Below are 23,576 nucleotides of genomic sequence, written 5' to 3' on the forward strand. Positions count from 1 at the left end.
GCGGAATTCGGGTTCATCGTTTTGATTTTGTCATTCCGTCAGGGCCTTCTTGCTCCTACGCCTCCTTGTGCGACATCATGCCGCATGCCCCAGCCCCCACGCCGCCCGTTTCGCCCCCGGTCCTCACCACCGCGTGAGCACGGCACCTCGTGGGAGAAATCCGCCGACTGGTACGACCGCATCATCGGCGAGCGCGGATCGGAGCTCTATCAGGCCGTCGTCATTCCCGGCGCGCTCAAACTGCTCGCGCCGAAGCGCGGCGAGCGCGTGCTCGATCTCGGCTGCGGACAGGGCGTGTTCTGCCGCGCGCTTGCGCAGGCCGGTTGCCAGGTGACCGGCGTGGATGCCGCACCGACTTTGATTCAAAAGGCGCGGACCTATCCCGTGAAGCCGCCTGTGCGCTACCTCGCACGCGATGCGGCGCAGATCGAAGACCTCGGCGAGTTCGACGCCGCTTCCGCCATCCTCTGCGTGCAAAACATGGAGCACCTCGACGTCGTGGCAGCAGCCGCAGCGAAAGTGCTCAAGCCCGGCGGTCGCATGCTTTGGGTTGTCAATCATCCCGCCTTTCGCATCCCGCGCCAGTCGAGCTGGGGCCACGACGAGCCGCGCAAGATTCAATACCGCCGCACGGACGCCTATAGCAGCACGCTCAGCATCCCAATCGTCATGCATCCCGGCAAAGCGGACAGTGAAAGCACCACCTCCTTCCACCGCAGCCTGCAAACTCTCACCGGCACAGGTTTCAGCGCCGGACTCCGACTTGCCGGCATCGAGGAATGGTATTCCCACAAGGAGAGCCAGCCCGGTCCGCGTGCGCGTGCCGAGAATCGCGCACGGAAGGAGTTTCCACTGTTTCTGGCGCTGCTGTGGGAGAAGCGTTGAGTTCTGCCGAACTCAGCCTCGCTGATGCGGCGTGACCGTTGGAACATCTTTTGGGAGATGGGAAGTGCTCTGCGTGTCGCGCTCCGATCGTGCGGTGCAGCCACCTTGACACGGCAATCTGCGGCCCGTACCCATGCTGCCATGAGTGATTTGAACTTCGTACGAGTGAAGGGGATCGCCCTGGCCGTGGCTGATCTGGAGCGGGCCAACCGCTTTTATGGCGAAACGCTGGCGCTTCCGCCGGACACCATTCATCACATGGAATCCGCCTATTTGATTGGGGATGCGATTGTGATGCTGAAATCGCAGGCGGAGTGGTACGCCAGTCCGTCGGACCAATTGAATCCCCGGATTACCGTCGAAACGCAGGATGCCTTTGCCACTGAAGCGGCTTTGAAGGAGCGGGGCGTTACGATCTCCGATCCTGTGACTCTCTATGATGGCACTCCGGTTGGGGCCTTCCTCGACAGCGAGGGAAACAAGATCTGGTTTTGTTCTACTCCAAAAAGAGAATGATCATGACAGAGTCCCAGGGGGCTCTCATTCATGGCTGTGTCTGCCGTTGGAACTGAGCGAATCCGGCGAACCAACAATCACTTTTTTGGTGCCCAGCGATCTAGAAAAGCCTTCACTTTTTCCGGATTGTGGTGGTCGCCTTCCTCGAGCTGTTCGGTGTCTTGAATGGTGAGCTGGCGACCGTCGGCGTTCAACACGACGAGTGCGGGCAGGCCGTACTGGACAGGGTTTCCATATTTGGCGTCGATGTCCTGGTTGTGCTCTCCATTCACATCGAGAAGGACGACGACGTAGCTGCTCTTGAGCTTTGCGGCGATGTCGGGATTCGTGTCAAAGAGGTGGTGCAGGCGGTGGCACCAGCCGCACCAGTTCGCGCCGAACTGGAGGAGGACATGCTTGTGCTCCTGCTTCGCGACCACGAGCGCCGCGGCGATCTGCTTGGCGCCGTCGGCGGACTCGTCGTAAAGTACGGCGCGTGTCGGAGACTCAGCCGCTGGAGCATTGAGCCACCAGTTGGCAAAAACGAGCAGGGAGCAAAGACCCAGCAACGGCGGAAAGATGCGGTATTTCATGAATCGGGTTCTCTTAAACAGCTTCACACCAGCCTCACATATCTTCTGCCCGGCAACGCACGGATGAGGCGTTTCATCTCAAGGCGCATCAGGGTGGACGAGACGGTGGCCGGAGTGAGGCCTGATGTGGTGGTGATGTCGTTGATGTGGGCTTCGTCGGTGCTGATGGCCTTGTAGAGAATCTCTTCCTCCAGCGTGAGCGTGACGGCGGGGCGCGACTCTTCGAGCTTCGGAGCGGTGGGTGCGGTGGGGAAGAGCGTCATGAGATCATCAAGCACGTCGGCGCCGTCCATGATGAGCTTGGCACCCTGCTGGATAAGGCGGTTGCAGCCGGCGGAGGTGGGCTTGTCGATGGGGCCGGGCACGGCATAGACGGTGCGACCTTGCTCAGTGGCCTGCTGGGCGGTGATGAGAGAACCGCTGCGCAAGGGGGCTTCGACAACGATGAGACCGGTGCTCCAACCGGCGACGATGCGGTTGCGGTAGGGGAAGGTTTGTTTGTCGGCGATACGATCGACGGGGTATTCGCTGATGACCGCGCCGTTTTGCGCGATGCGTTCGGCGAGGGCCATGTTCTCCGGCGGATACAACTTGCCGATGCCGGAACCGATGACGGCGATGGTTCGGCCTTTCGCGGCGAGCGCGGCCTCATGGGCGGCGGTGTCGATGCCGCGGGCGAGGCCACTGACGACGGCGTAACCGGCGTAGGCGATCTGGAAGCTGAGCTTCTTCGTGGCGTTGAGTCCGTAATGCGTGGCATGGCGGCTGCCGACGATGCCGAGGGCGTTGTGATCGCGCTTGATGAGTTCGCCCCAGACATAGAGCACGAGAGGTGGATCGTGAATCTCACGCAGCAGGGGCGGGTAGAATTCATCCTCCTGCGTGAGGATGGTTAGGCCGCGATCTTGGATTTTCTTCAACTCGCCTGCGAGATCGATCTGGGATTCCCATCCGGCGATGTTCTCCGCCTGAGCGCGGCCGAAGCCCTCGATCTGAAGAATGTCGGAGGTCTTCGCGGTGAGGATGCGCTCAGGGCTGCCGAAGTGCTGCAGCAGCTTCCGCGCCCGCACGGAGCCGATCTGCGGAAGCAGGTTCAGCGCGATCCATGCCTCGGTGCGGGTCATGGGGCGTGGAGGCTCAGGCGGCGGTGACCGTGGCGGTCTCGCTGTTCTTCGCCGCGGCGGCGGCGGATTCAGGCAGGGCAACATTGCTTTGCCCAGAGCCGGAACCGATCAGCTTGCGGAAGATCTTCTGCGGGAAGGAATGGCCCTTTTCTTCGGCCTCCAACTGGCTGAGAGCGGCGGACTTCGCCATTTCCCAGGCGGGTGCGAATCCGGGAGCGCTGATGACCATCTGCTTTTCGGCACGGGCGAGGATTTCGAGCTCGCGCTGCATCTTGTTGTCCGAGCGCTCGTTGAGGCGGGCGACCTGCATCCTGAGGTTTTCATTTTCCTGCTTCAGCGCGGTGCGCTCTTTGCTGAGGTCCTGGGACTGCTTGGAATCAAGGTCGAGCTTGTCGCTGAGCATGCCTTTGTAGCGCTTCAGCTCGCGCTTGGTCTTAAAATGAGCCCACCATGACTGCACCAAGAAAATGCCGCAGAGCACGATGCCGTAGATGAAGGTGTTCTGGGGGGAGAGGAGTTCTTTGAACATAACCGGGAAAGCTAATGCATGCCCGTGTGTGTGCAACCGGGCAAAGCGGTTGCACGAGGCGGCGGCTTCGCCTAGATGCGGGGACGATTTCCCATGCCCCACGCCCTTCTTCTCAAATTCCCCGGAACCAACTGTGATGCCGAAACCGCCCGTGCACTGGAAGCGGCGGGGTTTACCGCCGAGGTGTTGCCGGTGGCGCTGCTGGAGCCGGGTTCGCTCGACCGGGCGCAGATGATCGTGTTCTCCGGCGGCTTCAGCTACGGCGACTACGTGATGTCGGGCCGGATCGCGCAATTGATCACGAAGTCGAAGCTCGGCGACAAGCTGAAGACGTTTGTGGAGAAGGGCGGTTATGCGCTGGGCATCTGCAACGGCTTTCAAATCCTCACGCAGCTCGATCTGCTGCCGAAGGGAAGTCTGATTCACAACACGAGCGGCCGCTTCATCTGTCGCTGGGTGGGTTTGAAGAAGACGAAGACCAAGGCGAGCCCGTATCTCAGCAAGCTGCCGGAGGATTTCGAACTGCCCGTCGCCCATGCGGAAGGCCGCTTGGTGACGGAAGGTGACGACGCGGCCAAGTATGTGAAGTCCGGCCACGCGGCTCTGCTTTACGCGACAAACGTGAATGGATCGACGAACGCGATTGCGGGCCTTCAGGATGACACGGGACGTGTGTTTGGTCTGATGCCGCATCCGGAGCGTTTCATCTTCAAGAGCCAGCACTACGATCCGGACTGGAACGGCGACACCCAGTTCGGCTGGGGGCACTACCTGTTCCAGTCGGCTCGCGAAGCGATGAATTAAACCGTCCTACATGGGCGGTGCAATGGGCGGCATGATCGAGCTTTTCCACACAGCTCCACGCCCAAAGAATGGCGGGGTGGAGACAAGGGCTAGGCGGCGTTTGTTGTAGGCGGTGTAGAGCCGGCTGTAGGTCTGACGCAGTCGTTGCCGGAGCGGTTCGTTTTCGGGCGTCATTGGCAGATGACGAATTTCTCGCTGCAGGTGGTAGATGCCCGACAGCAGAGTGATGAAACGGTAGTCGGGAGTTCCAGAAGCCGAGGTGGGGAAGTGGTGCTCCAAAGCGCTGCGGGTGGCACCATGGTAAACAATCACCCGCGTGTTGGTTCCTCTCGGACCCAGGAGAGGCTTTGCCATCGACTCCGGCCCGAAGTCATCGTATGTCAGCGGCACCACTCGCGAGACGAAGTTCTCGTGCCGTGACTCGCTGGTGCAGGCGGAAAGGCCGATGAAGAAGCAGACGCTGCTGAGGAGGTAGAATCTGAGTCGTGCTGGCATGGCAGGGGGATTCATTGGAAGTGTTCCTTACGCGGGGAGCGGGGCATGGCGAATGGTGAAACAGAAGCCGCAGTTCTTTGGGTGCCAATGGCCTGGCAATAGCCACCCGGGAGCAAGAAAGGGACAAATCTGTTGTAAATAAGTTTGATTATTTATGGTAATTAAATATAAATCATGTTAATTATATAACTTTTATGAACTCATCCGCCTCTTCTGCCACTCGTTCTCGGGCCCCGCTCACCCGATTTGCTCTGGCTGTAATCCTGCTGCTGTCCGGCTTTTGTTCGCTGGTCTATCAAACTGTCTGGCTGAGGGAGTTTCGCCTTGTGTTTGGCGGAGCGGCGCCAGCAGCCGCGGCGGTGATGGCGGTGTTCATGGGCGGACTCGGTTTCGGAGGAAAGCTTTTTGGCACTTGGGTGGAACGCGTGGGGCGCCCGTTTCGATTTTATGCCCGCCTGGAGGTGGGAATCGCGATCGCCGCAGTGGCGTCACCGGCAATGCTCGGTCTGGCTCGCTCGCTTTACTTGAAGACCGGTGGGACGGCCGGTATGGGGCTCGGGATGGCGACCTGCCTGCAGCTGCTCATGACGGCGCTGGTGCTCGGAATTCCCTGTTTCTTGATGGGGGGAACGCTTCCGGCGGCGATGAAGTTCGCGCAGTGTGACGATGATCCTAACCGCTCCACAACCGCGTTTTTCTACGGCATCAACATCGCCGGAGCAGTGACAGGTGCCGCCTTGAGCACCTTCTGGCTTCTTCCTTCGTTCGGGAACAACGCAGCGCTCACCATCGCCGTGCTGGTGAATCTGGGGATCGCTCTCGCAGCGGGAACGATTTCCATGTTTCAGGAAAAGCAGGAACGCCTCCAGCCCGTGACTGATGCCGACCAGACGGACGAAGTCTGCGTGGCGGCCAAGGCACCTCCTTCGTTTGTGCTCGCGGCGGCGTTCATGAGCGGCTTCACCTTCTTTGTGGCGGAACTCGTGTGGTATCGAATCTCGACGCCGCTGCTAGGAGGATCGGTTTATGGCTTCGGGCTCGTGCTTTGCGTCGTGCTGACGGGCATGGGAATCGGCGGGCTTCTGTATTCGCTGATCTTGAAAAAGGCGGAGCCGAGCATCGCAGGGTTTACGATTGTATCCGCTCTGCAGGCGCTGGCGGTGCTGGTGCCGTATGCGCTCGGAGATCGCATCGCGCATCTGGCGTTGATCCTCAATGACGCTCTTCGCGGCCTCGGCCTCGGTGAGATGGCCATGGGTTGGGCGGTGGTCATGGGCACATTGGCGTTCATTCCATCGCTGCTCAGCGGGATTCAATTTCCGCTGCTCGTGTCACTGCTGGGACGTGGCAACGCCGGGGTGGGTCAGCAACTGGGCCGGGCGTATCTTTGGAACACCTTTGGATCCATCACGGGTTCGCTGCTGGGAGGATTCATCCTCGTTCCGCTGCTCAGCTTGAAGGGTTGCTGGGTGCTGGCGGCCCTCCTGATCGCCACCATGTCCGCCGGATCGCTGTGGCTCCAGCTTCGTGGCAAATTGCAGAACGCCGGAGCGGTGAGCTCACGATTGACCTGGAATGGAGGACTCGCCGCCGCGGCGCTTGTCGTGTGTGGTTTCTGCGCGTTCGGTGCCACGGGACCCACGGCGGTGTGGATGCATACGCCCATCGGCTACGGCCGCGTGTCGCAGGAGTATCGTTCGGCGCTCGGATTGGAAACGTGGGAGCGCAATGCGCAGCGCGGGCTCGTGCAGGCTTACGACGGGCGCGAGACGAGTGTCGCGGTGGTGGACGGCTCGCAGTATTCGTTTTTGACCAACGGCAAAAGCGATGGCTCCGCCGTTGGCGATGCCGCCACACAGGTCATGCTGGGCATCACCGGCGCCATTTTGCATCCCGATCCGAAGAATGCCTGTGTGGTGGGACTGGGGACCGGCACCACGGCCGGCTGGCTGGCTGATGTTCCCGGGATGCAGCACGTCGATGTGCTCGAGTTGGAAGAGGAGATTCGCAAGGTGGCGCAGTTCTTCAATCCGGTGAGCCGCAACGCGATGAATCATCCGCGCATCAACAACATCACCGGCGACGCACGTGAGTTTTTGCTGACGAAAGGTCAAAACTACGACCTCATCGTCTCCGAGCCGTCGAATCCCTGCCGCGCCGGTGTGGCGAATCTCTACACGCGTGAGTTCTACCGCAATGCGAGTCAGCGCCTCACCCAGAACGGCATCTTCTGCCAGTGGCTGCAGGGCTACGAAGTCGAGCCCGCCACCATCACCACGGTCATCAGCACGCTGCGCCAGGTGTTTCCCAAGGTCGAGGTCTGGTCCACGCAGAGTGTGGACATGTTGCTCGTCTGCTCGAACGATGACGCCCCGTGGTCGCTCGAATCCATTCGCAAGCGTGTCAAAATCGAGCCGATGGCCGAAGCCGTGCGCCGGTTTTGGAAGACAGAGACCGCGGAGGGATTTTTGGCCGGCTGTCTCGCGAACAGCGACTACTGCACTGCGCTCGCGGCTTCCACCAAGGCCGTGAACACCGACGACATGAACCGTCTGGAGTTCAGTTTCGCCCGCAGCGTGGCCAAGAAGGTCAACTGCTCCTTTGATCTCGCCCGCGCTGCCACGCGAGCAGGCTGCTATCTGCCGAAGGTGGATGCCGTCGTGGACACGGATCTCTATCTCGCCGAGAGGGTTCACATGCCGGGACGCTTGTGGGAGTCTGCCAGCGCGGAGGTGCTGCCGGCGGACGCCGGGCCGGAGATTCATGCCCGCGTGGACATTCAGAAAAAATTCTGGAAGCAGCGCTATGCTGATTTCCTCGCGGCGCCCGCACCTGTCACCCCGGTTCTGGCGGACCGTGTTCTGCTGGCGCATGCCAAGGCCCGCACCGGCGCCCAGGATGCCTTTACCGCGATTGACGCTGTCACCTCTGTTTCGCTGGCAGATGCTCATTTTCTTCGTGCCATCACCTGCGAGGTACAGGAAAAAACGTCCGAGGTGCTGGTCCACCTGGAACGGGGTCTCGACAGCCTCATGGAGACGCCGTGGTGCCATCTTTCCCTGGTAGACGCCACCCTCGAAATCCTCTCCGAACTGTCCCAATCCAAAGCCGTTGTGCAGGATCCACGCTTCGCTGTGATCTTCGAGAAACTGGACCGCGACTACCCTGTCGGCGTCGGGCGGAACGTCCGTCTCGGGATGCGCTGTGAAATGGCCCTGCATCTGAAGGTGCCGCAGCAGCTCGCCGCCATCGAAAGCCTTGGCCAGCCCTATCCTTGGAACGGCCATGCTCTGGCCATGCGCGTCAGCGCCTACCTGCAGACGGGGGATCCCCGTCTGGGCATGGCCTTGAAAGACATGAATCGTTTCCTGGATCAGGGCGGCAAGATCGGTGGGGAATCGGCTCCGTTTGTCGTGCAGGTGAAAACCCCGGTGTCAAACACCGCCCCGGTGACGGAAATGGTGATCGGCTCGCAGGCGGGCGAGTGATCCGATTGAGGGCAGATCGTGGCAATTTCATGCGGTCTTGGCCGTATGAATAGGCCCCCCAAGCATGTCTTTTCTCGCCAGTCATCCGGTCCTCCGTCTCGTCGCCTCGCCGCAGCATCTGTGGCGTACGCTTTCGCTGGGCATCAAAACGATCTGGCTGCACAAGCTGCGCTCGTTTCTGACGGCGTTGGGCGTGGTGTTTGGGGTGGCTTCGGTGGTGGCCATGCTTGCGATTGGGGAAGGGGCAAGTCATGAGGCGCAGGAGCAGATCCGGAGGCTCGGCAGCCAGAACATCATCCTGCACAGCGTGAAGCCGCCGGACGGGCAGGGCTCCAGCGGTGAGTCGCGCAGCATGATCAGCGAGTACGGACTCACCACGCGCGATATCCAGCAAATCCGCCAGACTGTTCCAGGAATCAGCATCGTGGTGCCCAGCCGTTACGTCTCTGAAAACATCTGGAACCTCGATCGCAGCATTGACGGGCAGGTCATGGGCGTTCTGCCCATTTATCCCGAGATGCGGAACCGCCGAATGATCCAAGGGCGCTTTTTCACCGAGTTGGAAATGAACGACAGCGTTCCGGTTTGCGTGATCAACCAGACGGTTGCATCAAGGCTGTTTCCGCTCTCGACCCCCACGGGCAAGTCGGTTCGGGTGAAAGGGTTTTATTACAAGGTCATCGGGATCATTCAGGACGAGGGACAGATGGTTGGCACCGACGCCGCCAGCTCCTCGGCGGATTCACAGGCGCAGATCCTGATCCCTTTCGTGACTTTGATGGATCAGTACGGCGAGGTCTTCTTCCGTTATCGCACCGGTAGTTTTGAGGCGGAGAAGGTCCAGTTCCACGAGGCAGTCATCCGGGTCGAGGACGTCAAACAGGTCGAGAGTCGCGCTGAGGCCATTCGCCACCTGATGACGACGAATCACAAGAAGGAAGACTGGCGCATCATCGTGCCTGTTGAGCTGCTGAAACAGGCCGAGCGCACCAAGCAGATTTTCAGCATTGTGCTCGGAAGCATCGCCGCCATCTCGCTGCTTGTGGGGGGCATCGGCATCATGAACATCATGCTGGCCAGCGTCACTGAGCGCACGCGTGAGATCGGCATTCGTCGCGCTCTCGGCGCTCGTCAGGCCGACATCGTCGTGCAGTTCCTCATCGAGACCGTGCTGCTCGCCGGAGTCGGCGGCGTCCTCGGTGTCGCGCTTGGCCTGGGCATTCCGATGGCCGTTCAAAAATTTGCCGGAGTCACCACCATCATCAAGATGTGGTCGCCCATTCTCGCATTTTCCATCTCGGTGATCACCGGCATCGCCTTCGGCATCTACCCGGCGCGTCGTGCGGCACAGATGAATCCGGTGGAAGCTCTGCGTCACGAGTAGGGGTGGATCAGACGGGTGTGGTCAGCTTCGCTCCGCCTTGTGCTTCGCAAAAATCGCGAGGCAGCGATCGCGTTCGGTGTGGTGATCGACCATGGGGAGCGGGTAGCCTTTGGCGAGCGGGAGGCCGGGCTTCGGCGGTTCGTGGAGGAGCGGCGCGGGGACGTCCTTGAGTTCGGGCACCCACTTTTTGATGAACTCGCCAGCGGGATCGAAGCGGGCGCTTTGCAGCCAGGGGTTCTGAACGCGGAAGTAGGGCGCGGCATCGGCACCAGTGCCGGCGGACCATTGCCAGCCGCCGTTGTTGCTGGCGTTTTCACCATCGACGAGCTGCTGCATGAAGAAGGCCTCGCCCATGCGCCAGTCGCAATGCAGGTCCTTGGTGAGAAACATGGCGGTGATCATGCGCAGGCGGTTGTGCATGAGCCCGGTCTGCAAAAGCTGTCGCATGCCGGCATCGACGATGGGAAAGCCGGTGGTGCCGGTGGACCAGCGCTGGAACGCGGCGTCGGTGCCTGGCCAAGGGAGGCCGCGCCAGTCGGGATTGAACTCGTGCTCGAAAACTTCGGGATAAAACCACAGGATGGCAAAGTAGAACTCCCGCCACGCGAGTTCCTTGATGTAGGTGCTGCCTTTTTCGATCTGCGCGCAGCGATGATACAAATCGCGGATGCCAATGAGACCGTAGCGCAGGTCCTGGCTGAGCAGGGAGGTGGTCTGACCGGCGGGCGTGTTGCGATTCGCGCTGTAACCTTTGAGTATTCCTCCGTCGATGAAGTGCTTCATTCGATCCCGTGCGGCGCGTTCGCCGGAGGCGAGGATCTGCGCGGTGGGCGCGGGAAGATCCCAATGCGCGAGCGTTGGCGGCGGCAGGCTCATCACTTTTTCTTCGGCCTCCGCTCCGAGTGAGGTCACGCGGGGCAGGGGGGCGGTCTTGTCGAGATTGAGCCAGTTCTTCGAGTAAGGTGTGTAAACGCGATACGGCTGCCCACTGCCGGTGAGCACTGTTTCAGGCGCGTGCATGACGCTGTCGTCAAAGCCGTTGCACTCGATGCCGAGGCGTGTGCAGAGCGCGGCGATCTTTGCTTCCATCGCGCGACCGCAGGGATCGTAGTCGCGGTTGAAGTAGACCGCTCCAGCTTGGGTTTCGTGCACGAGGCGTTCCAGTTCGACATCGGCCTTGCCGCAGCGAATGATAAGGCGGCTGCCGATGGCTGCGATGTTCTTCGCGAGCGACTCGAGGTTGCCGCAGAGGAATTGCTGGCGATTTGGTCCTGTCCACCCGTGGCTGTTCTTCCAGTCGCTTAGCACATAGACAGGCACGACCTGATCGGCGTCCTTCTTGGCTGAATGTAGAGCAGTGTTGTCGGTAAGGCGCAGATCGCGGCGGAACCAGTGAATGACAGTTTTGGGCATGGGCGAGACGGGAAAGGACGACAAGATACGGTCGGTATTGAACAAAAGGCGTCTTCAAAGATGATGGTATCGACCATCAGGTTCGTGATGAATATTTCATTGGGCTGGCGTTACTAGAAGCGCCATATTTCCGTTTCTCCAACCCCCGACTCCAACCCATGTCTTCGCATTCGCCTGACACCGACGAACCGAAATCCTTTACAGCCGCCTGGATCGCCACGCTTCTTCTCGTCGTGGCATTTATCATTGGTCTGCTGATCTTTCCGCCGCTGTATGATGCGCCGCAGTCGGATCCCTCGGAGATGGTGCTGTTTGTCGGTCGGTTTCATCCAATCCTGCTGCATCTGCCGGTGGGTGTGCTGGGCCTGCTTTGTGTGTTTGAGCTCATCTGCTCGACTCGGCGCGGAGAGTCAAAGTTTGGTGAAGCCTCCCTGCTGATGCTCGTCGTGGGGGCGGCTGGTTCCGTGATGGCGGTGTTCGCCGGCATCATGCTCTCACGCGAGGGCGGCTATGTGGGCGGAAATTTCAGCCTGCATCAGACGATGGGGCTGATTGGCACGGCGGGCGTGCTTCTTTCGCTCGTAGTGCGCATCGTGGCGATGAGCCGTTACAGCAGTGAACTCCTCAACGCCTACCGTGCGCTCTACTTCATCAGTTTCGGGATCATGGGCCTTGGGGCGCATTTCGGCGGCAACATGAGCCATGGAAACAAGTTTCTTACCGAACATGCCCCTGAGTGGATCAAGGCCACCATGGTGAGCACGGAGAAGTGGATGCTGAGCTTTGTGGAAAAGCCCAAGGCAGAAGTGCCTCCTGAGATCAAGCCCGGGCCGGAGGTTAAACCGCCGGTTACGTCGGATGTTGGGGAGAAACCCACCCCACCGCCTGCCCCAACAGGTGACCAGAAGCTCGTATTTCAACACGTGATCCTGCCTATTCTCACGGCCAAGTGCAACAAGTGCCACAGTGAGGAAAAGTCGAAGGGTGAACTGCGGATGGATACCTATGAAATGGCGATGAAGGGCGGCGAAAACGGCAGCAACTTTGTCGCCGGCAATCTGAAGGATAGCCTTAGCATCGAGCGCATTCTGCTTCCGGACAGTGATGATGAACACATGCCGCCGGAGGGGAAAGACCAGCTGACGCCGGAAGAAATCGAACTGCTCAAGTGGTGGGTGCTTCAGGGCGCCAGCGGCACGCAGAAGGTCGACGATGCCAAAATCCCTGCGGAGCTTCAAACCACCGTTGATGGAATTCTGAAAGGCTAGTCCAATTTCCGCCTTTTGTTGCCTTGTTCTTTTTTGCTTCAAACAGTCTCATGAAACCAACCTCCCTCCTCTTCGCCCTGGCACTCGCCTTATCAGCGCATGCCGCCGATGACAAAGCCGCCGATCCCGCTGTTGCCGCGGCCATGCAGAAAGTGAACGCCACCGGTGCGTCGCTCATGCCCATTGCAGCTGACGCGAAGGCCTATCGTTTCACCGCATTGAATGTGGCCAAAGAATTTGGAGACGCTGGTCTCGATCCTCTGGCTCCCATTGCTGACAAGATCGCCTCGCTCGACATTGCGCGCAGCAAAGTGACGGATGCGGGTTTGGCGAAAATTGCCGGGATGAAGCATTTGAAGGAGCTGCATCTCGAAGGCACGGGCATTGGCGATGCAGGGCTTGATCATCTCAAGGGCCTGAGCGAGCTCGAATACATCAACCTCTACAACACCAAGGTCACCGACGCGGGCATCACGAAGCTTGCCGGCCTCGGCAAACTCAATGCGATCTATCTGTGGCAGAGCGGGGTGACCAAGGCCGGCGTGGCCGCTTTGAAAGCGAAGCTTCCGAAAGCGCACATCAACAACGGTTGGACTGCCGAGGACGATGCGAAGCCTGTGGCCGTGGTGGCTGCTGCTCCTGCCGCAGCACCTGCTAAACCTGCTGCCACACCGGCACCAACTGCTGCCAAACCGGCTGCCCCTGCAGCACCTGCCGCGGCCGGTGGCAAGCTTGATCCGGCGATTGCCGCGAAAGCAGTCATCTACAAAGACGTCGTAGCATCGATCATGGAGGCGAAGTGTGTTTCCTGCCACGGCACGGAGAAGAAGAAGGGCAAGCTGCAGCTTCACGACTACGCCTCGATCATGAAAGGTGGCGGTGACGGAGCCACGACGGTCATCGCCAAAAACGTCAAAGACAGCTTGATGTTGGTCCGCGCGAATCTGCCCACGGACGATGACGATCACATGCCGCCGAGCGACGAGCCTCAGCTTACCAAGGAAGAACTGGCGGTCCTGAAATGGTGGATTGAAACGGGTGCCTCAGAGACTGCCACCGTGGCATCCGTCAAGGCGCCAGCCGATGTCGAAGGAGCTCTTGCAGTGCTGCTTGCCAAAGGTCTTCCCAAGGCCAAGGCCGTTGCCAAAGATGAGAAACCCAAGCCGAAGCCGCTCACCGAAGCTGAGAAAAAGCAGGTCGCGGACGTCTCCGCAAAGATTCAGGCGCTCAATGCCTCGCTGATGCCGCTGGCACAGGACACTGAGCAGCTTCGTCTCGGCGTGATCAATGCCGCTGACAAATTTGGCGACAAGGAGCTGGCGCTCCTTGCTCCAATCGCCACACAGGTGGTCTGGGTTGATCTCTCGCGGAGTCAGATCACCGACGCTGCGGTGGATACGCTCATCAAGATGACCAACCTCGAGCGCCTGCATCTTGAAAACACCAAGATCACGGATGCCGGCATCGCAAAACTCGGCGCGCTTCAGAGTCTCGAGTATCTGAATCTCTACGGCACCAAGACAACCGACGGAGGGATTGCGAAGCTCGGTGCGGCCAAAGGATTGAAGAAGCTGTTTGTCTGGCAGACGGGCGTGACTCAGGCGGGTGCCAAGGCGCTCGAGGGCCAGATTCCTGGACTCAAGGTGAACGTTGGCCTCACTGAGGCGGAAATTGCCAAACTGACGGCTCCTCCGCCTGCGCCGCCCGCACCTCCACCTGCCCCGGCCAAGAAGGAAGAACCCAAGAAAGCGGATGCGAAGCCTGCTGCCGCAGGAGACGATGTCATCGCCACGATCATGAAGAAGTATCACAAAGGCGATGACGCCCTCTGCAAAAAAGTGGGCACGACCGCATCGGATGCGGATCTTGCCGCGCTGCTCAAAGGCTATCAGGAAATGTGCGCTTCCACGCCTCCGAAGGGAGACAAGGCCGCCTGGGTGAAGAAATGTCAGGCCCTGATTGGTGCCGTGAAGAAGGTTCAGGCCAAAGACCCTGCTGGTGCCGCTGCTTACAAGACGGCCGTGAACTGCAAAGCCTGCCACACCGACCACAAAGGTTCCTGAGACCTTTCGGCCGCGCAGAAACTGCTGCGCCGTCGCCTATTGGCGGCAGATCTCGCTCTGCTCACATCCTGTCTTCATCATTCGGCGTATCTCGATGGCATTCGCCGAGGATGTTGCTAAACATCCCGTCCTTCCATGCGTTCCAATTCGATGAAACTGCCCTTCGCTTGCTGCGCCTTTATCGGCCTACTCACCTCATGCCATCGTCTGGAGGAGCGTGAGGCCATCACGGAGTCGCGTGAGATATCCAGCTATGCCGTAAAGCCGCATATAGACATTCCAAGTTCCACGCGCTTTTTCGACGACGCCAAGGACGAACCTCAGCGTCGTCCCAACTTTCGCGACCTGCTTACGTGGACCGTCCCTGAGGGATGGAGCGAGTCCTCCACCCCGGACCCCATGGGTATGCGTTTGCTGGATCTCCGCTTTGGTCCAAATCAGGAGGGTGAGTGCTACATTTCACTGATGCCCGGTCCAGCAGGCGGACTTGAGGCCAATGTGAACCGCTGGCGCACGCAAATGGGCCAGCCGCCTTACACCGCGGAGGAGATCGCCAATCTGCCGAAGAAGCCGTTCTTTAATCGAGATGCAACTTTCGTGGCTTTTGATGGCGACTTTAAAGGCTTCGGTGCCGAGAGTGCCAAGACCGGCTATCGCATGCTCGGGCTGATCCATTCTGCCGAACAGGCCACCATCTTTGTGAAACTTACCGGCCCCAAGGAACTGGTCGATCAAAACGCCGCCGCCTTCGACGCCTTTTGCCAGTCCATCAAACCTAACGCCCCTTTGACCAAGCAAGAATAGCGTTGGCTGCACCCAGTCCTTTTTCCTCACACTCGTGTCCGCCTCATCCAAATCCCCCGTCGCGAAAGTCTTCGCCTTCCTGTCCAGCTTTGGGCTCGCCACTACGGTGCTTGCCATGCTGCTGCTGCTAACCTTCCTTGGAACTTTGGAGCAGGCAGAGCACGGGTTGGTTGCCAGCCAGGCGCGCTACTTTGAATCGGTGTTCATTGATCGCATCGACATCGGCGCCTGCTGGCGCGCGCTGGCTCTCAATGCGTATTGGGACATCGGCAATGTGTCTCTCCCTCTCTACATTGTTCCCGGTGGCTACACGTTGATGGCCATTCTCTTCGTGAATCTTCTTTTAGGGGGGGTCGTCCGGGTCCGCAAGTCACCCAAAACCATCGGTGTCATCATTTCTCATTTTGCGATCCTGTTTATGATCGCTGCCGGAGCCGTGACACATCATTTTGCGAAGGAGGGCAACATGAACCTGAGGGAAGGCGAGACCAGTGACGAGTTTATGAGCTTCCACGATCGCGTGATCGAGATCGAGAAGGTGCAGACGGATCAGAACGCCAAACGCAGCGTCTTGGTGATCGACGAGTCGAAGTTTGATGATCTGGCCGCAGGCAAAGGACGCACGTTCACCAGTGAGACTCTTCCGTTTGATCTTATGATCACGAACTGGAAGAAGAATGCTCAGCCCAAACGTGACTTGGATGGCAGCCGCAGTGATTCGGTGGACGGCTACTACATTCAGGAGATCAGCACCTTGGACGAGTCCGGCGCTGCCATGGCGGATGAGCAGCTCGCCAGTGCCTGCGTTGCGATCGCCAAAGATAAAAAGGGCGGAGAGGCGCAGAAGGGGATTCTGTGGGAGTTCGCGGCGGCACCGTGGACAGTGACTTTCGGTAACGACAAATACCTCATCTCGCTCGTGCACCGCACCTACAAGCTGCCTTTCGCCGTCCGCCTCGACCAAGCCGAGCAGGAGAAACACCCGGGCACGGAGCGTGCTCGCCGTTTCACCAGCAAGGTGACCAAGCTCAATGGCAGCCACGAAGAAAAGCGCGTCATCACGATGAACGAACCCGTTCGCAGCGAAGGCTACGCTGTCTTCCAGCAGACTTTCGACGACGGAACTCGCAGTGGCAGCGGAGTGAAAAGCAGCGGTTTCCAAATCGTCGAAAACCCGGCCGACCACTGGCCTCTCATCTCCTGCATCATTGTCGCCGAAGGCCTGCTGCTGCATTTCCTGATGATGCTGGCCCGCTTCATCCAGGTGAACCCTTGGAAATTTTCGCTCGGCCTAATCGCCGCCTTCAACGCCGCCTTCGCCCTGGCGATGTGGAAGTTGCTCTAAACTCGCGTATCACCTGACATGAAAACTCATTCTCTTGTTCTGCTCGCTCTGTTCGCCTGGAGCGCGCTCGTTTCTGCGGCGGAGCTTCCGCCCCTCGATCTGTTCCGCGACAAGGAGGTCGTTGAGACCTTTGCGGCGATTCCCGTTCAGGAGTCCGGGCGCATCAAACCTCTGGAAAACCTCGCCAGCTATCGTCTGTTGCGCTTTCGCGCCCGCCGAAGCATCTGGCTGACCGATGATGGTGAAATGGACGGCAAGCCGCTGGTGGATCCGGTCGCACAGAAGCCGATCACAAAGGAAGGGGGCAAGCCGGTGAAGCTGAGTTCCGTGGAATGGCTGCTGATGAGCTGGTTTCGTCCGGACATCGCCAAAACGGTGCCTCTCTTCAAAGTGGACAACTCTTCTGCGATCAGTGAACTCGGGTTGGAGGCCAAGGCCAAGCGCGACCAGTACACGTTCGCCGAGATCGAACCTGCCCGGCAAACGATGATGAAGAAGATGGGCGAATATCGCGAGATCCCGCCGCGAAAACAGACGCCTGAGCAGCGCATGATCGTCCAGCTTGCAGCCAATTTCTTGGACTATGAAATGATCATCGGACATTTCGATTTCATTCGCTCGCCTGTCGGCGAAAAGCCGGAAGGGCTGCCCGCAGGTGTCACGATGCCGGTGAGACTGTCAAAAAGTCTCAACACTCTCGTAGCCGCCATCCGGTCCAACAATGGACCGCCCATGCAAATACCGTGGTTCCGGGATTTTGCGAGAGGCGCGCTAGGCGCGATGATGAGCGGCAACGCTGAGCAGCAGCTTCGGATTTTCCCACCGGCATTGGGGCAGGGAAATGTGTGGAACGGGCCGGGTGAAATGATTTTTGGGGCGATCAACGGGGACAAGGACGTGGAGGCTGATCAGCTCGCTTGGTTGGCAATGTATGAAGACGTTTTTCTGGCTCTGCCGGAAGCAGCCAAGTTCAAAGCGGCGTCCAAGGCGCTGCTCATTAAAATTCAAGACGCCGCCAGGTTGCGCGGTGAAGGCCAGTTCATTGCTCTTGAGCGCCAATCAATGCATGCGGACTACTTCTTCTATGCGCAATGGATTTTCCTGGTGGGATTCATCGCCGTGGCGCTCACGTGGGTTTCTCCAGGTTCTCGCTTCGAGAAGCTGGCGAGAGTTTTCTCCTGGCTGTTGCTGGGAACTGCCACCGCACTTGCCGTGACCGGCGTGGTGATTCGCTGCATCATCATGCAGCGTCCACCGATCACAACTTTGTATGAGACCATTCTCTTTATCGGTTCGTCCGCCGCCTTGTTTGGGTTGATTGCCGAATGGATCACCAAGCGTGGGCTTGGGCTGCTTGTGGCGGCGATTGGCGGCACAGCCTGCATGTTCCTGTCGATCCAGTTTGAAGCCTCTGAAGCCACGGACACACTCCAGCAGCTTCAGGCGGTGTTGATCACTAACTTCTGGCTCTCCACGCATGTGCCGATGATCAACCTCGGCTACTCCGCTTGCATGGTGGCGGCGTTGATTTCGATGATCTATTTCATTCAGCGCATCTTCGGCGTGTTCAAAACCGGAGATGATGATGCACGGCTGCTGACTCGTGTGGCCTATGGCTTCATTGCCGCCGGGCTGTTTCTTGCACTTGTGGGCACGGTGCTAGGTGGCATCTGGGCCAACTACAGCTGGGGGCGTTTTTGGGGTTGGGATCCCAAGGAGAACGGAGCACTCATGATCGTCCTGATGTGCCTTGTCATTCTTCACGCACGACTCGGTGGCTACATCCGGGAGATTGGCCTGCACTGCTGCAATCTGATCCTCGGATGCATCGTGATCTTTTCCTGGTTCGGTGTCAATCAACTCGGCGTGGGGCTGCACGCTTACGGTTTCACCGATGGGACATGGCCGAAGATCTACGCCTTTTGGCTCAGCCAGTTCGTGCTGCTTGTTTACGGGGTGGTTTTGTCCCTGAGTGAACGAGGAAAGAAGAAAGTGGTGCAGGAAGACGCGGTACTTAAGGAGTCTCCGGCGAACTAAAGCGGCCGGTGGTTACTTCGACTTTTTGAAGGCGATGATTCCCTGAGCGATGCCCTCGGCAATGCGGGCGCGGAACTCGCCGGTGAGCATGCGGGCGCGCTCGCTGGAGTTGCTGACGAAGCCGCACTCGACCAGAACTGCCGGATTCTTCGTGGTAGCGCGGATGACGTGAAATCCGGCGCTTTTGACACCGCGGTTCGTCATGTTGGTGCGCTGAACCAGATAGGCCTGAATGTAAGCGGCCAGCATGTAACTGGAGGAAAAATGGTAGTAGGTTTCGGCACCCGCGCCGCTGCCACCACGGTTGTAGTTGTAGTGGATGCTGACGAAGATCGCGTTGCGCTTGCTGTTGCCCAGAGCGGAGCGGTCCTGCAAGGGAATGAACACGTCCCTGCTGCGGGACATGATGACCTTCAGACCTTCCTTTTTGAGAAGTTCCTCGACACGGCGGGCGGTGTCCAAAGCAAGATGCTTTTCATAAACGTAACCAATGGCCGCGCCGCGGTCATGAGCACCGTGTCCGGGGTCGAGAATCACCGTATCAAAGCCGTTCGCCCCTGTGGCCAGAAGCAAGGTGCCTGCCGCAGCCCATATGACGCCTTTCCGAAGGCGGTTCAAACAGGAGTGAAAGCGGGAGATGTACAGCATGTGATACGGGAGGGTGACAGACGTTCACAGAATTACTCCAAAAACTCGTCTGTTCCACAGTAAGCGAAGGAGCGCTGAACGGGTCAAGTGTTTTGCCCGGAAACCACCGCAACACGGCACAAAAAAAGCCGCCGGATGGTGCACATCCGGCGGCGTCGAATCTAGGATGGATCAATTCTTACTGATTGCCCAGAGGAGAGGGCGGAAGGCCGCCGGGCTGTCCCAGAGGGGCTGGAGGCAAGCCGCCGGGTTGCTGTGGGAAACCGCCGGGCTGAGCTTGAGGGAATCCCCCGGGTTGCTGGCCAAATGGTGCTGGAGGGAGGCCGCCCTGGCCTGGAGGCATGTTGTAGCTGCCGCCACCTTGAGCCTGACCGAGCACGATGTTCAACACGCGCTGCGTTTGGCCTTGCGAAGCTTGGGTGAAGGTGTTCATGCCGCCAGCCATGACTTTAGGGCCTACGATGCCTTTTTTACCATTAAGCGCTTCCACAGCGACGCTGCCGTCGTTACGGCCGATGATGATCTTTCCACCGGGCCAAGTGCGGCCGGGCTTGATCTGGCCTGCAGCATCTGCGTTCCAGTTGGGCGGCCAGCTATTTCCAATGGGGTTTTCAAACACAATGGGCATGTTGCCAACCGTGGTGTCGGTCTGGCCGGCGGTCATGGCCCAGTGGTTCTCACCTGGAAGCAGGGCCTGACCGTAGGTAGGTGCTTGGCCGATGCTGTTGTTGTCGATTGTGTTGTAGCCTGCCGGGCATCCGAAAATACGCTCATCGGTGACAATCTGCTCCATCACCAAGAACCGGAAGGCATCATTGGCGGAGGCGGCAATGCCACCGGTCATCGGATTGGCCACCGAGTCAGGGTAGGCGCTGTTGTTGTCCTTGGAGAACTGCTTGAGCGAGAGGATGATCTGCTTGCAGTTGTTGACCCCTTTCATCTGATTGCCCTGCGTTTGGACCATGGTGAAGGCGGGCACGGCCAAGCTCGCGAGAATCGCGATGATCGTGATCACCACCAACAGCTCAATCAGAGTGAAGGCTTGGTTTCGTTTTGTTTTCATGGGATGCGTATGTTTTTTTATGGGTTGGTTATGATGTTATTAGGACACCGGAATTAATCCGATACCCTTTCAATTACACCCAACCGGAGTCTGAAATGCGAGAAAAAAATGACACCATCTGTGGGCTTGGGGGTTGAGTCATCGGCGATGCCAAGAGAGGGGAAGGAGCCGCATGCAATCCAAGCACTAAAAAGCCGCCGGATGGAGTGCATCCGACGGCGTGGAATGTCTTCAGGTTAGATTACCGGCCCAAAGGCGAAGGTGGCAGGGCGCTGGGAATATCCCCCGGAGCCGGAGGAGCGCCGGTCGGTCCGCCAAGAGGGGGCGCGCCAGAGGCGAGAGGGGGGAATGGTCTGGGAGGAGCTGCAGTATTGCTGTACGCCACAGGCAAAACGCGCTGTGGGATGCCGTCGGAGGCCTGGGTGAACAGGTTGGAACCACCGGCCATGACTTGGGGGCCGACCAAGCCCTTCATGCCAGACAGAGATTCGACGGCGACGCTGCCGTCGTTGCGACCAATGATGATCTTGCCACCTGACCAAGTGCGGCCAGGAGCGATCTTGCCCGCCATATCTGCATTCCAAAGCGGAGGCCAGCTTGGGGTGGCTGGGTTTTCAAACACGAGGGGCATGTTGCCCGCCGCAGTGTCCGTCAGGCCGGCGGTCATGGCCCAATGGTTTTCACCGGGCGTCAAGGCATGTCCATAGTTGGGGCTCTGACCGATGTTGCCATCCGGGTTGTAACCGGCGGGGCAGCCGAAGATGCGCTCATCTGGCACGATCTTTTCTTGGATCATGTAGCGGAAGGCGTCATTGGCGTTTTGTGCCAAGCTCCCGGTCAGCGGATTGGCCACTGAGTCGGGATACATGCTGCCATGGTCCTTTGAGAACAGTTTCATCGAGACGATGATCTGTCTGGCGTTGTTGACGCCTCTTCCCTGATTGGCCAGCATCTGAACATAGGTGTAGGTGGGAACGGCCAATCCCGCGAGAATCGCGATGATTGTGATCACCACCAACAACTCGATCAGAGTGAAGGCGTTGTTTCGTTTCGTTTTCATTGTATGCGTATGTTTATCTATCGTTTGGTTTATTATGTTATGTGACTGACGGAATACTCCGCCGGCCGACCCAATTAGACCCAAACGGGGGCCGAAATACGAGACAAGAGTTTAGCCATCCAAGGCTTGGCGACGGGCGTATCTGCAGCTCACGCCAGCGCCAACAGAGTCACTTTGTGCTCTTGGCAAAGCCGGAAAACTTCCGCATACCCTAGGAGCAGGGTCATGCCTGCCTCCACGGCGATCAGATCCACCCCTGCGGCCGCCGCCGTTCGGATTGTGTCTGGTCCGACGACGGGTACATCAAAACGCATATCTTGATTCGGCTTTGAAACCTTCACCATCGTTGCTCCGCCACGCCCGAGGGCTCCTCCGCGCTTGACCGCCTCGTTCGTGCCCTCAAAGGCCTCAACGGCCAGGACAGTGCCGTTTTTGACCACGACCGTCTGCCCAATGTCGAGGCGGCTGCTTTCCTTGGCGATTTTAAAACCGTATTCCGCATCTTCCTGCCGCCGCTTCTTGATCTGTGGCCCCGCCACATGACCTGTCTTGGGCATAAGGTCTTCGAGGAAGGTGGTGGCCGGGAGAAGAGTGATGGCATCTTTGGCCAGTTCGTTGGCGATGCCACCAAAGAGCGTCTCCGCGTTTCGCTGCTTCAGCTTTGCCATCATGATGAGCGTGCGGAAGTCCGGGCGCAGGTCGAAGAGGTTCTTCGGCGCGATCTGCCCCACCATCACCGTCTGCGTCACACCCTGCTTTTTGAAGAAGGTAATCATCTTCCCGAGTTGTCCCACGCGGAACCATTCGATGGCATCGACCATGCCCGCGAGTTCCGGCTTTGTCTCATTCGTGAAGGCTGCAGCCACCAACTTCTTCACGCCTGCCTTCCGTGCTGCATGCACAAACGTTTCTGGATAAATGCCGTTTCCGGCGATGAGGGCCACACAGTCGAGATTCACGCTCATCGGCTCAAAGAGAAAACTTGGGGCTCTGCTTCATGAAGGTGCTGGGATTGTCCCACGCCACCTTTTGTACCATGGCCTCGCTCCAGCCGCGCTGGCGCATGGCCTGCATGGTCTTCGGCACGGCGAGGGGATCGCTGATGCCCCAGTCGCAGGCGCTGTTCATCCAGATGCGTTCGGCGTGCCGGTGCTCCAACATGTCGATGGCACGGTTGGGTGTGCATTTGCTCTCAGGATAGAGCGTGATGCCGGCCCAAAACCCGTGATCAAGTACATGGTCGATCGTATGCTCCTCGACGTGGTCGATGATGACACGCTCCGGCTTGATCTTGGGGAAGTTTTTCAACGCATCGACAATCAGCCGCGTGCCTTTGAGCTTATCTTCGAGGTGCGGCGTGTGAATAAGAACGAGCTGGTCGTAGTCCTGCGCCACCTGCACGTGCTGTTCGAAGATCTTCAGCTCGTTGCGGCTGTTCTTGTTCAAGCCGATCTCGCCGATGCCCAGCACTCCCGGTTTGTCGATGAATTGTGGAATCAGAGCGATGACGTCGTCAGCGAGCTTCAAGTCCTCGGCCTCCTTCGGATTGATGCAAAGCCAGCAGTAGTGCTGGATGCCGAACTTTGCGGCGCGCTTCGGCTCATACTCGGTGATCTGACGGAAGTAGTCGTAAAAGCCGTCGGCGCTGGCCCGGTCAAAGCCGGCCCAGAAGGCGGGTTCGCAGATTGCCTGACAACCGGCGATGGCCATGCGTTCGTAGTCGTCCGTCGTGCGGCTGACCATGTGGCCGTGGGGTTCGATGTATTTCATGTCTGGCGGAAAAGTCAGGCTTTAAAGGCTCCAATCGCACCTTGCATGGTGGCTTTGGCGACCGGTTCCGTGCTCGGATCGCTGAAATTTAGCAGCACGTTTTTCGCACGCTCAGGCTCATTTCGAGAGAGCAGGGCGATGGCGTTTTTCAACGCCTTGACGCGGAAATCACCGTCCTGACCGGACTTTTGGACGCGGTCGAGAAAAGCAGCGAGGTCGATGAGCTTTGAACGCGAGTCCATGAAGCCCAGATCGACCAGATTGACTTGGGTTGGGGGAGACCAATCAGGCATGTGAGGAGTTTAGGC

The 23,576-nt window shown here is 58.9% G+C and carries 21 protein-coding genes; 10 read left to right on the forward strand and 11 right to left on the reverse strand.

The annotated features are described in order from the left end of the window. Window positions 1–84: 84 nt before the first annotated feature. Both KDL09_RS24490 and KDL09_RS24495 read left to right on the forward strand, forming a co-directional pair. Complete coding sequence (locus KDL09_RS24490; RefSeq protein ID WP_294391333.1) at window positions 85–885, forward strand: class I SAM-dependent methyltransferase; 801 nt, start codon at window positions 85–87, stop codon at window positions 883–885. Window positions 886–1,026: 141 nt separating this feature from the next. Beyond that, window positions 1,027–1,401 (forward strand): VOC family protein, encoded by a 375-nt coding sequence (locus tag KDL09_RS24495; RefSeq protein WP_294391340.1) that lies wholly within the window; start codon window positions 1,027–1,029, stop codon window positions 1,399–1,401. Window positions 1,402–1,478: 77 nt separating this feature from the next. Here the strand turns inward: KDL09_RS24495 and KDL09_RS24500 are convergent, their stop codons facing one another. Genes KDL09_RS24500 through KDL09_RS24510 form a run of 3 tightly spaced genes read right to left on the reverse strand, consistent with a single transcriptional unit; the run spans window position 1,479 to window position 3,626 of the window. Beyond that, window positions 1,479–1,973 carry a thioredoxin family protein gene (locus tag KDL09_RS24500; RefSeq protein ID WP_294391344.1) on the reverse strand — a complete coding sequence of 165 codons (495 nt, stop codon included), beginning with the start codon at window positions 1,971–1,973 and terminating at the stop codon, window positions 1,479–1,481. Window positions 1,974–1,996: 23 nt separating this feature from the next. Further along, window positions 1,997–3,097, reverse strand: coding sequence for a DNA-processing protein DprA (gene dprA, locus KDL09_RS24505; protein WP_294391347.1), 1,101 nt, complete (start codon window positions 3,095–3,097; stop codon window positions 1,997–1,999). Window positions 3,098–3,110: 13 nt separating this feature from the next. Continuing rightward, window positions 3,111–3,626 carry a hypothetical protein gene (locus tag KDL09_RS24510; RefSeq protein WP_294391350.1) on the reverse strand — a complete coding sequence of 172 codons (516 nt, stop codon included), beginning with the start codon at window positions 3,624–3,626 and terminating at the stop codon, window positions 3,111–3,113. 93 nt (window positions 3,627–3,719) lie between these two features. Here KDL09_RS24510 and purQ point away from each other — a divergent pair, with 93 nt between their 5' ends. Further along, complete coding sequence (gene purQ, locus KDL09_RS24515; protein ID WP_294391353.1) at window positions 3,720–4,430, forward strand: phosphoribosylformylglycinamidine synthase I; 711 nt, start codon at window positions 3,720–3,722, stop codon at window positions 4,428–4,430. Window positions 4,431–4,436: 6 nt separating this feature from the next. Here purQ and KDL09_RS24520 read toward each other — a convergent pair whose 3' ends face one another. Beyond that, window positions 4,437–4,925, reverse strand: a complete 489-nt coding sequence (locus KDL09_RS24520; RefSeq protein WP_294391355.1) for a hypothetical protein — start codon at window positions 4,923–4,925, stop codon at window positions 4,437–4,439. Between the two features lie 194 nt (window positions 4,926–5,119). On the opposite strand from KDL09_RS24520, the gene KDL09_RS24525 reads away from it, so the two are divergent. Both KDL09_RS24525 and KDL09_RS24530 read left to right on the forward strand, forming a co-directional pair. Then, complete coding sequence (locus KDL09_RS24525) at window positions 5,120–8,413, forward strand: fused MFS/spermidine synthase (RefSeq protein ID WP_294391358.1); 3,294 nt, start codon at window positions 5,120–5,122, stop codon at window positions 8,411–8,413. A 64-nt stretch (window positions 8,414–8,477) separates the two neighbouring features. After that, window positions 8,478–9,797 (forward strand): ABC transporter permease, encoded by a 1,320-nt coding sequence (locus KDL09_RS24530; protein WP_294391361.1) that lies wholly within the window; start codon window positions 8,478–8,480, stop codon window positions 9,795–9,797. Between the two features lie 21 nt (window positions 9,798–9,818). Here KDL09_RS24530 and KDL09_RS24535 read toward each other — a convergent pair whose 3' ends face one another. Continuing rightward, on the reverse strand, window positions 9,819–11,210 hold the full coding sequence (locus KDL09_RS24535; RefSeq protein ID WP_294391364.1) for a deoxyribodipyrimidine photo-lyase: 1,392 nt from the start codon (window positions 11,208–11,210) through the stop codon (window positions 9,819–9,821). A gap of 158 nt (window positions 11,211–11,368) precedes the next feature. On the opposite strand from KDL09_RS24535, the gene KDL09_RS24540 reads away from it, so the two are divergent. The 5 genes from KDL09_RS24540 to ccsA all read left to right on the forward strand — a co-directional run bounded on the left by KDL09_RS24540 (window position 11,369) and on the right by ccsA (window position 18,727). Then, the gene (locus KDL09_RS24540) at window positions 11,369–12,478 is read left to right on the forward strand and encodes a c-type cytochrome domain-containing protein (protein WP_294391367.1); all 1,110 of its coding nucleotides are present in this window, start codon (window positions 11,369–11,371) and stop codon (window positions 12,476–12,478) included. A 50-nt stretch (window positions 12,479–12,528) separates the two neighbouring features. Continuing rightward, window positions 12,529–14,541 (forward strand): c-type cytochrome domain-containing protein, encoded by a 2,013-nt coding sequence (locus KDL09_RS24545; protein WP_294391370.1) that lies wholly within the window; start codon window positions 12,529–12,531, stop codon window positions 14,539–14,541. 150 nt (window positions 14,542–14,691) lie between these two features. Then, the gene (locus KDL09_RS24550) at window positions 14,692–15,345 is read left to right on the forward strand and encodes a hypothetical protein (RefSeq protein ID WP_294391375.1); all 654 of its coding nucleotides are present in this window, start codon (window positions 14,692–14,694) and stop codon (window positions 15,343–15,345) included. 34 nt (window positions 15,346–15,379) lie between these two features. After that, window positions 15,380–16,690: a cytochrome c biogenesis protein ResB gene (locus tag KDL09_RS24555; RefSeq protein ID WP_294391378.1), complete on the forward strand. Its 1,311-nt coding sequence runs from the start codon at window positions 15,380–15,382 to the stop codon at window positions 16,688–16,690. 18 nt (window positions 16,691–16,708) lie between these two features. Continuing rightward, window positions 16,709–18,727, forward strand: coding sequence for a cytochrome c biogenesis protein CcsA (gene ccsA, locus KDL09_RS24560; RefSeq protein ID WP_294391381.1), 2,019 nt, complete (start codon window positions 16,709–16,711; stop codon window positions 18,725–18,727). Window positions 18,728–18,739: 12 nt separating this feature from the next. On the opposite strand, the gene KDL09_RS24565 is transcribed toward ccsA, so the two are convergent. From KDL09_RS24565 to KDL09_RS24590, 6 genes are all read right to left on the reverse strand, one after another. Then, window positions 18,740–19,375 carry an N-acetylmuramoyl-L-alanine amidase gene (locus KDL09_RS24565; RefSeq protein ID WP_294391384.1) on the reverse strand — a complete coding sequence of 212 codons (636 nt, stop codon included), beginning with the start codon at window positions 19,373–19,375 and terminating at the stop codon, window positions 18,740–18,742. 178 nt (window positions 19,376–19,553) lie between these two features. Continuing rightward, window positions 19,554–20,438: a prepilin-type N-terminal cleavage/methylation domain-containing protein gene (locus KDL09_RS24570; RefSeq protein WP_294391386.1), complete on the reverse strand. Its 885-nt coding sequence runs from the start codon at window positions 20,436–20,438 to the stop codon at window positions 19,554–19,556. Between the two features lie 241 nt (window positions 20,439–20,679). After that, window positions 20,680–21,498, reverse strand: a complete 819-nt coding sequence (locus KDL09_RS24575; protein WP_294391390.1) for a prepilin-type N-terminal cleavage/methylation domain-containing protein — start codon at window positions 21,496–21,498, stop codon at window positions 20,680–20,682. Window positions 21,499–21,647: 149 nt separating this feature from the next. Next, window positions 21,648–22,463: a UDP-2,3-diacylglucosamine diphosphatase LpxI gene (gene lpxI / locus KDL09_RS24580; RefSeq protein ID WP_294391394.1), complete on the reverse strand. Its 816-nt coding sequence runs from the start codon at window positions 22,461–22,463 to the stop codon at window positions 21,648–21,650. 4 nt (window positions 22,464–22,467) lie between these two features. After that, a complete protein-coding gene (locus KDL09_RS24585) occupies window positions 22,468–23,268 on the reverse strand; it encodes a TatD family hydrolase (RefSeq protein ID WP_294391397.1) in 801 nt (266 codons plus the stop codon). 14 nt (window positions 23,269–23,282) lie between these two features. Next, window positions 23,283–23,561, reverse strand: coding sequence for a hypothetical protein (locus KDL09_RS24590; RefSeq protein ID WP_294391400.1), 279 nt, complete (start codon window positions 23,559–23,561; stop codon window positions 23,283–23,285). Window positions 23,562–23,576 lie beyond the last annotated feature (15 nt).

It is taken from the genome of Prosthecobacter sp., assembly GCF_020439865.1.
GTDB lineage: Bacteria > Verrucomicrobiota > Verrucomicrobiia > Verrucomicrobiales > Verrucomicrobiaceae > Prosthecobacter.